This window comes from Pelomonas sp. KK5 (genome assembly GCF_001984095.1).
Lineage (GTDB): Bacteria > Pseudomonadota > Gammaproteobacteria > Burkholderiales > Burkholderiaceae_C > KK5.
The window spans coordinates 1-7,356 of the sequence record NZ_LYVQ01000280.1; the positions used below are offsets into that span (position 1 = coordinate 1).

7 protein-coding genes are annotated in these 7,356 nt (G+C 71.4%); 6 read left to right on the forward strand and 1 reads right to left on the reverse strand.

Annotated features, from left to right (window positions below; genetic code table 11):
• From B0W88_RS27920 to B0W88_RS27940, 5 genes are all read left to right on the forward strand, one after another.
• A partial coding sequence (locus tag B0W88_RS27920; protein WP_077037830.1) for an NtaA/DmoA family FMN-dependent monooxygenase occupies positions 1-1,076 on the forward strand: 1,076 nt, incomplete at its 5' end.
• Positions 1,073-2,044 (forward strand): sulfonate ABC transporter substrate-binding protein, encoded by a 972-nt coding sequence (locus tag B0W88_RS27925; protein WP_077037831.1) that lies wholly within the window; start codon positions 1,073-1,075, stop codon positions 2,042-2,044. The genes B0W88_RS27920 and B0W88_RS27925, both read left to right, overlap by 4 nt.
• An 11-nt stretch (positions 2,045-2,055) precedes the next feature.
• A complete protein-coding gene (locus B0W88_RS27930) occupies positions 2,056-3,024 on the forward strand; it encodes an aliphatic sulfonate ABC transporter substrate-binding protein (RefSeq protein ID WP_077037832.1) in 969 nt (322 codons plus the stop codon).
• A gap of 6 nt (positions 3,025-3,030) precedes the next feature.
• On the forward strand, positions 3,031-3,858 hold the full coding sequence (locus B0W88_RS27935; RefSeq protein WP_077037833.1) for an ABC transporter permease: 828 nt from the start codon (positions 3,031-3,033) through the stop codon (positions 3,856-3,858).
• Positions 3,855-4,574 (forward strand): ABC transporter ATP-binding protein, encoded by a 720-nt coding sequence (locus tag B0W88_RS27940; RefSeq protein WP_077037834.1) that lies wholly within the window; start codon positions 3,855-3,857, stop codon positions 4,572-4,574. Before B0W88_RS27935 ends, B0W88_RS27940 begins: the two co-directional genes overlap by 4 nt.
• Positions 4,575-5,597: 1,023 nt before the next feature.
• Here the strand turns inward: B0W88_RS27940 and B0W88_RS27950 are convergent.
• Positions 5,598-5,897 (reverse strand): hypothetical protein, encoded by a 300-nt coding sequence (locus tag B0W88_RS27950; RefSeq protein WP_233151871.1) that lies wholly within the window; start codon positions 5,895-5,897, stop codon positions 5,598-5,600.
• 125 nt (positions 5,898-6,022) lie between these two features.
• Between B0W88_RS27950 and B0W88_RS27955 the strand changes: the two genes are divergently transcribed.
• On the forward strand, positions 6,023-7,356 hold a 1,334-nt coding region (locus B0W88_RS27955; protein ID WP_144007013.1), incomplete at its 3' end, for a serine/threonine-protein kinase.

Below are 7,356 nucleotides of genomic sequence, written 5' to 3' on the forward strand. Positions count from 1 at the left end.
GCTACGAGCACCCGTACACCTTCGCCCGCCGCATCTCCACGCTGGACCACCTGACCCGCGGCCGCATCGGCTGGAACATCGTCACCGGCTACCTGGACAGCGCGGCGCGCAACCTGGGCCTGACGCAGCAGCTGGCGCACGACGAACGCTACGACCTCGCCGACGAATACCTGGAGGTCGTCTACAAGCTCTGGGAGAGGAGCTGGGAGGAAGACGCGGTGCGGCGCGACAAGGCCGGCCGCGTCTTCACCGACCCGGCCAAGGTCCACCCGATCCGCCACCGCGGCCCCAACTTCCAGGTGCCCGGCATCCACCTCAGCGAGCCCTCGCCGCAGCGCACGCCGGTGCTGTTCCAGGCGGGCACGTCCACGCGCGGCCGCGCCTTCGCCGGGCGGCATGCGGAGGCGGTGTTCGTCAGCGGGCCGAGCCAGGCGGTGGTGAAGGGCTATGTGGACGGCGTGCGCGGCGCCGTTGCCGCGGCCGGCCGCGATGCGCAGGCGGACGTGCTGGTCTACGCCCAGGCGCTGGTGATCACCGGCGCCACCGAGGCCGAGGCGCGGAGCAAGCTGGACGACTACCGCCGCCACGTGGACATCGAGGCCGCGCTGGCCCTGCTCTCGGGCTGGACCGGCGTGGACTTCTCCCGCTACCCGCCCGACGCCACCATCGAGTACCTGGACACCCAGGCCGGCCGCGCCGCGCTGGCCTCGTTCAGCAGCGCCGACCCGACGCGCCGCTGGACGGTGCGCGAGGCGGCCGAGTTCATCGGACTCGGCGGCCGCGGGCCGGTGATCGTCGGCAGCCCGGCCCAGGTGGCCGACCAGCTGATCGACTGGCAGGACGCCACCGGCATCGACGGCTTCAACCTCACCTATGCCGTGGCCCACGACGACCTGCGCGAAGTGGTCGACCGCGTGGTGCCCGAGCTGCAGGACCGCGGCCGCTACCGGCTGGAGTACGAGCCCGGCAGCTACCGCCACAAGCTCTTCGGCCGCGGCCCGCGGCTGGACTCGCGCCATGCGGGCCGCCAGGTGCGCATCGATCCCCAGAACTCCGAACGACAGGAAGCCGCATGACCCCGCTCAATCGCCGCCACGCCCTCGCCCTGGGACTTGCCGCGGCAGCAGGCACCGCCCTGCCCGCCGCCGCGCAGGCGCCTGCCAAGACCTTGCGCATCGGCTACCAGAAGTTCAACACGCTCAACATCCTGAAGGGCGCCGGCCAGCTGGAAGCGGCGCTGAAGCCGCTCGGCTGGAGCGTTACCTGGACGGAGTTCGCCACCGGCCCGGTGCTGCTGGAAGCGCTGAACGCCGGCGCCATCGACTTCGGCCATGCGGCCGACACGCCCAGCGTGTTCGCCCAGGCGGCCGGCGTGCGCGCCGTCTACCTGGCCGCCGAGCAGCCCTATCCCCAGGGCATCGCGATCCTCGTCCCGCAGGACTCGCCGCTGAAGACGGTGGCCGACCTGAAGGGCCGCAAGGTCGCCGTCGGCCGCGGCTGGAACGTGCAGTACCTGCTGGTGCGTGCGCTGGAGGATGCGGGCCTGTCCTTCGACGACATCCAGCCGGCCTGGGTCAACAACGCGGCCGACGCGCGCACCGCCTTCGAGTCGGGCCGCGTCGATGCGGTGGGCCTGTGGGATCCGTTCCTGGCCGGCGCGGAGCTGGCCGGCCGGCCGCGCGTGCTGCGCAATGGCGAAGGCCTGTCGAACAACCGCACCTTCTACCTGGCGGCCACCGATTTCGTCGAGAGGAAAGGCCAGGAGGGCCAGGTCTTGCGCACCATCTTCGCCGAGCTGCGCAAGACCAACGAGTGGGCCGACCGCCATCCGCAGCAGGTGGCCGAACAGCTGGCGCCGCAGCTGGGCGTGCCGGTGCCGGTGCTGGCCCTGGCCACCGGCCGGCGGCGCTACACGGCGGTGCCGGTGGATGCCGCCATCGTGGCCGAGCAGCAGCGCATCGCCGACACCTTCTTCAAGCTCAAGCTGATTCCCCGCGCGGTGCAGGTGCGCGAGGCCGTCTTCACCCGCGACACCTACGTCTGAGAACGCCGCCCATGATCCAACGCCGCACGCTGCTGCAGGCCGCAGCCCTCGCCACCCCCTTCTCCGCCCGCGCGGAGACGCTGCAGGAACTGCGCCTCGACTACGCCTACTACTCGCCCTCCAGCCTGGTGCTGCGCCGCTTCGGCTGGCTGGAGGAGGACTTCAGGAAGGACGGCGTGCCGGTGCGCTGGGTGCTCAGCGCCGGCAGCAACCGCGCGCTGGAGTACCTGAACGCCGGCAGCATCGACATCGGCTCCACCGCCGGCCTGGCCGCGCTGCTGGGCCGCGCCAACGGCAACCCGATCCGCGCGCCCTACATCTTCTCGCGGCCCGAATGGACCGCCCTGGTCGTGCGCAAGGATTCGGACATCCGCTCGCTGGCCGACCTGAAGGGCAGGAAGGTGGCCGCCACCAAGGGCACCGACCCCTACCTGTTCCTGCTGCGCGCGCTGCAGGTCGGCGGCCTCAAGCGCAGCGACATCGAGCACGTGGCGCTGCAGCATGCCGACGGCCGCGCCGCGCTGGAGCAGGGCCGCGTCGACGCCTGGGCGGGGCTGGACCCGCTGATGGCCGCCAGCGAGCTGGACCAGGGCTCGCGGCTGATCTACCGCAACGTCGCCTTCAACACCTACGGCTTCCTGAACGTGCGGGAAGACTTCCTCGCGAAGCAGCCGCAGGCGGTGCGCCGCGTGATCGCCGGCTACGAGCGGGCGCGGCAGTGGATACGCGCGAACACGACCGAGGCGGCGAAGATCCTGTCGGAAGAAGCGAAGGTGAACCTGCCGGTGGCGCTGCTGCAGATCAAGCTGCGCACGGACCTGAGCCAGCCCCAGCCTTCGAGCGAGCATGTACAGGCGCTGCAGGCGGCGGCGCCGATCCTGCTGTCGGAGCAGCTGGTGCGGCTGGGCACGGACCTGAACCGCACGGTGCTGGACCTGGTGGACACGCGCTTCGCCGCGGGCCTGATCGCCAAGGCCTGAACCACGATGGCCAACGCCGAGACCGAACTGAGCCAGGCCGCGCCGCCCCTGCGCCTGCCGCGACCGCGCGTCCCGCGGGCGGCGCTGGGCCTGCTGCTGCCGGCCGCGGCGCTGCTCGCGCTGGAACTGGCCGTGCGCGCCGGCTGGATCGCCTCGCAGTTGCTGCCCGCGCCCAGCGAGCTGCTGCGCACGCTGGCCGAACTGGCCTCGCAGCAGGCGCTGGCGGCCCACGTCGCCGCCAGCACGCTGCGCGTGGCGGCCGGCTTCGCGCTGGGCGCCATCGCCGCGCTGCTGCTGGGCGCCTGGGTCGGCCTCTCGCCGCTGGCCTGTGCGCTGCTGAACCCCAGCCTGCAGGCGCTGCGCGCGATCCCCTCGCTGGCCTGGGTGCCCCTGCTGCTGCTGTGGCTGGGCATCGACGAGGCGCCCAAGATCGCGCTGATCGCCATCGGCGCCTTCTTCCCGGTCTACATGGGCGTGGCCTCGGGCCTGGCCGACGTGGACCGCAAGCTGGTCGAGGTGGCGCGGCTGCGGCGGCTCTCGCGCACGCAGCTGGCGCGGCGCGTGCTGCTGCCGGCCGCGCTGCCGGCCGTGCTGAACGGGCTGCGGGTGGGGCTTTCGCTGGCCTGGATGTTCATGGTGGCGGCCGAGCTGATCGCCGCCAGCCGCGGCCTGGGCTACCTGCTGACCGACGGGCGCGAGACCGGCCGCGCCGACATCGTGCTCGCCGCCATCGCCCTGCTGGCCCTGCTGGGCAAGCTCAGCGACGGGCTGATGGCCGCGGTCGAGGCGCGGGCGCTGCATTGGCGCGACGGCTTCGGGGCGGTGCCCGCATGAGCCTTTCGCCAGCCCTGCTCGACCTGCGCGTCCAGCGCAAGCGCTACGGAGCACGCACGGTCCTTTCCGGCATCCACATCCGGCTGCAGCCGGGCGAGGTGCTGAGCCTGGTCGGCGCCAGCGGCTGCGGCAAGAGCACGCTGCTGCGCATCGCCGCCGGACTGGATGCCGACTTCGAGGGCCAGGTACTGCTGGACGGCGCGCCGCCGTCCGAGGGCGTCGGCGTGGTCTTCCAGGAGCCGCGGCTGTTCCCCTGGCTCGGCGTGGCGGCCAATGTGGGCTTCGACGGCAGCGGCAGCTTCGATGCGCCACGCGTCTCGGCCCTGCTGGCCGAGGTGGGCCTGGCCGGCTACGAGCGGGCGCTGCCCAGGCAGCTGTCCGGCGGGCAGGCGCAGCGGGTGGCCATCGCCCGCGCGCTCTACACCCGCCCGCGCCTGCTGCTGCTGGATGAGCCCTTCTCGGCATTGGACGCCTTCACCCGCGGCCGGCTGCAGGACCTGGTCATCGCGCTGGCGCAGCGCCACGGCGCGGGCCTGCTGATGGTCACGCACGAGCTGGAGGAAGCGGTGCTGCTGTCCGACCGCGTGCTGCTGCTGGACGAAGGCCGCGTCGCGCGGCAGCTCGACATCGCCCTGCCCCGCCCCCGCTCGCGGGAGGACGCCCTGCTGCAGGCGCTGCGGCGCGAACTCGCGCTGGCGCTGGCGCCGGTCGACTGATTGTTGTTTGTCTCCTCGCCCGTCCCGGGTGATTTCGCACCTCGCCCCGAGGCCTCACGGCCTTGCGGCAGGTGCATTTTTTTGGTTCTTCGCCGAACTCCGGGGAAGCGCATGTCGCCACGGTCCGCGGAAGGAACTGCTGGCGAGCCCGGCAGCGCGCAGGGCCGGACTCGCTTCGACGACGGGGCTTTCTCGTCGAGCAAACCCGCTGACGCCAGCAGCGCTGTGGCCTGGGCGGCTGCGGGGCGACTTCGGTGGCGCTGAGGAGCGCAGCGGCTCGTGGCCGCGCGCGCAGCGCGCTTCGTGAACTGACTTCGAGCCCCTTGTTTGAGCGCGGCGTAGCAGCGCGAGTTGGGCTCGGGCCACGAGTCGCGAGCACCGGAAGGGAGTCGACCCGCAGGGGAGACCGTCACCGCCGAGCCCCGCGGCCGCCCAGGGCGCAGCGCTGCAAACCCAACTCTTCTCACCAACGATGCCGTTCGCCGCAAGTCGACAAAGAACCGTATGAAGAGCCCTAGGCGCCTGGTTCGCCGTGTCGAAAGTGCATCCGATAATCGTCGCGTCGTTGACTTCGGGAACTCCTAAGTGCTGTGCCACTCGCGAATGTTGGGCGGCGTCTTGACTGCGGCCTTGATGGTTCCCTTGTTGGGGCTCGAATGCTGCGCCAATTCAGCGCCCGATCGCGAGTCCTGGATCTTTGTGAACGCCGGGCTACCGAGTCAGCCGAGCAGGTGCCACATGCAAGGTCGTCCGACGACGCGCAGCCATGGCGACGAAGTCAGGGCTCAGATTCCGCCGACCAACTCGGCCGCGCAGAGACTGCAGGAGTGCGCCTACAAGCTTGGCGAGCCGTCTCATGGGTACGGGTACCCATGGAGTGATGCGGACAAGCCGAGGATCAGGTCTTCCGTCACTGCCTGCATGCGCGAAGGGGGCTATGACGTGCTTGAAACGACGGTGACGGTCATCTTGTTTCCGGCGTGCTGAGCCGGGCGACGTAGGCCATCTGGCCGCGAAACGGCATCACACCGCCAGCTCGTACACCTCGGCCCCGGCCCGGTCCGCTCGGCTGTGCCCGGCCAGCGCCTGGTCCCACTCCGCACCCAACGCGCCCTTGACCGGCGTGAGGCCGCCGGTCATCGAGTTTGTCTCCTCGGTGCTGGCGTCGAACTCGACCAGCGGCCGGCGCTGCTCGTCGAACAGCCGCGCCAGCAGCCCACCGCCGCCCGCGTCGATCAGCACCAGCCAGCGGGCGGGCTTCTGCCGCGCCGACGCCTGGCCCAGGTGCCTGCCGGGTGATTCCATGCCAAAACCGTCGCTCATGGGGAACTCCTTTGCCTGGCTTCGTAGCCAGCCTACCACCCGCGTCATGCCACGGTAAAAGCACGCAGCTGAAATAACTCGTTACCTCACTACACTGACCGGCTCGACGCAGACCCGGGCCGGGGATGGACAGCCAGCAGCAGCGCAGCGCGGAGATGATGGACGACGACCCGGACCGGACCGTCGTCAACGCCACGCTGCCCACGCGCATCGTGCCGGTGCGCCGGCCGCCGCCGCTGCCGAAGGAGGCCGACACCGGCCCCGACACGGAGATCCTGCCCACCGCGACGCCGGCCTTCCTGCATCGGGAGGAGCCGGTGCAGGCGCCGCCGCCCGCGCGCCGCCCCTCGCTGCCGAAGGGGGCAGAGTCGCTGGCGCTGCCGCCGGGCTTCCGTCTGCACGAGTACCGAATCGACTCGGTGCTGGGCAAGGGCGGCTTCGGCATCACCTATCTCGCCACCGATGTCAACCTGAACACCCGGGTGGCGATCAAGGAATACCTGCCGGAGGAGATCGCCTTCCGCAAGTCGGGCCAGACCGTCTCGGCCCACTCGACCCGCCACCAGGACCGCTACCGCAACGGGCTGGACAGCTTCCTGGTCGAGGGGCGCACGCTGGCCAGCTTCCGGCATCCGAACATCGTGCGGGTGGCGCGCTTCTTCGAGGCGCACCAGACCGCCTACATGGTGCTGGACTTCGAGCGCGGCAGCCCGCTGAAGGCCTGGTGGCCCAAGCATGCCGAGATGCCCGAGAAGGAGCTGGTGCTGCTGCTGCAGCCGCTGCTGGACGGGCTCTCGGTGGTGCATGCCGCCGGCTTCCTGCACCGCGACATCAAGCCCGACAACATCCAGGTGCGCCGCAGCGACGGCAGCCTGGTGCTGCTGGACTTCGGCTCGGCCCGCGCGGCCGTGGGCAGCGGCGCGGCCAGCGACGACGTGGCGGTGACGCCCGGCTACGCGCCGATCGAGCAGTACCAGGACGGCGACCAGGGCGCCTGGACCGACATCTACGCGATGGGCGCCACGCTGTACTGGATGCTCACCGGCAAGAAGCCGCCCGATGCGATGGACCGCAGCGCCAACGACACGCTGCGCCCGGTGCGCGAGGGCGCGCAGGCGGGAGGCCGCTGGTCCGACACCTTGCTCGATGCGATCGACTGGGCGCTGAAGCTGGAGCCGGCCGAGCGGCCGCAGACGGTGGACGCCTGGCGCGAGAAGCTGTTCGCCGCCCATGCCGCCAGCCTCAGCGTGCAGGACGCGCTGCGCAGCGGCGAAGGGGCGGCCGAGCGGCGGCAGTGGATCAACAACTGGCGCCGGCTCGTCTCGCCCGGCAGCTGGCCGCTGGCGCTGAAGCTGAGCCTGGCCGGCATGGCCGCGGCGCTGCTGCCGATGCTCAGCACCGGCTGGTACAACCTCAAGGCCAGCCAGGACGTGGTCACGGCGGGCGAGCTGCGTAACCT

What these genes read in the sequence shown, in the direction of transcription:
- B0W88_RS27925 (WP_077037831.1), top strand. Translation starts at nt 1,073, where the DNA reads ATGACCCCGCTCAATCGCCGCCACGCCCTCGCCCTGGGACTTGCCGCG.
- B0W88_RS27930 (WP_077037832.1), top strand. Translation starts at nt 2,056, where the DNA reads ATGATCCAACGCCGCACGCTGCTGCAGGCCGCAGCCCTCGCCACCCCC.
- B0W88_RS27935 (WP_077037833.1), top strand. Translation starts at nt 3,031, where the DNA reads ATGGCCAACGCCGAGACCGAACTGAGCCAGGCCGCGCCGCCCCTGCGC.
- B0W88_RS27940 (WP_077037834.1), top strand. Translation starts at nt 3,855, where the DNA reads ATGAGCCTTTCGCCAGCCCTGCTCGACCTGCGCGTCCAGCGCAAGCGC.
- B0W88_RS27950 (WP_233151871.1), bottom strand. Translation starts at nt 5,897, where the DNA reads ATGAGCGACGGTTTTGGCATGGAATCACCCGGCAGGCACCTGGGCCAG.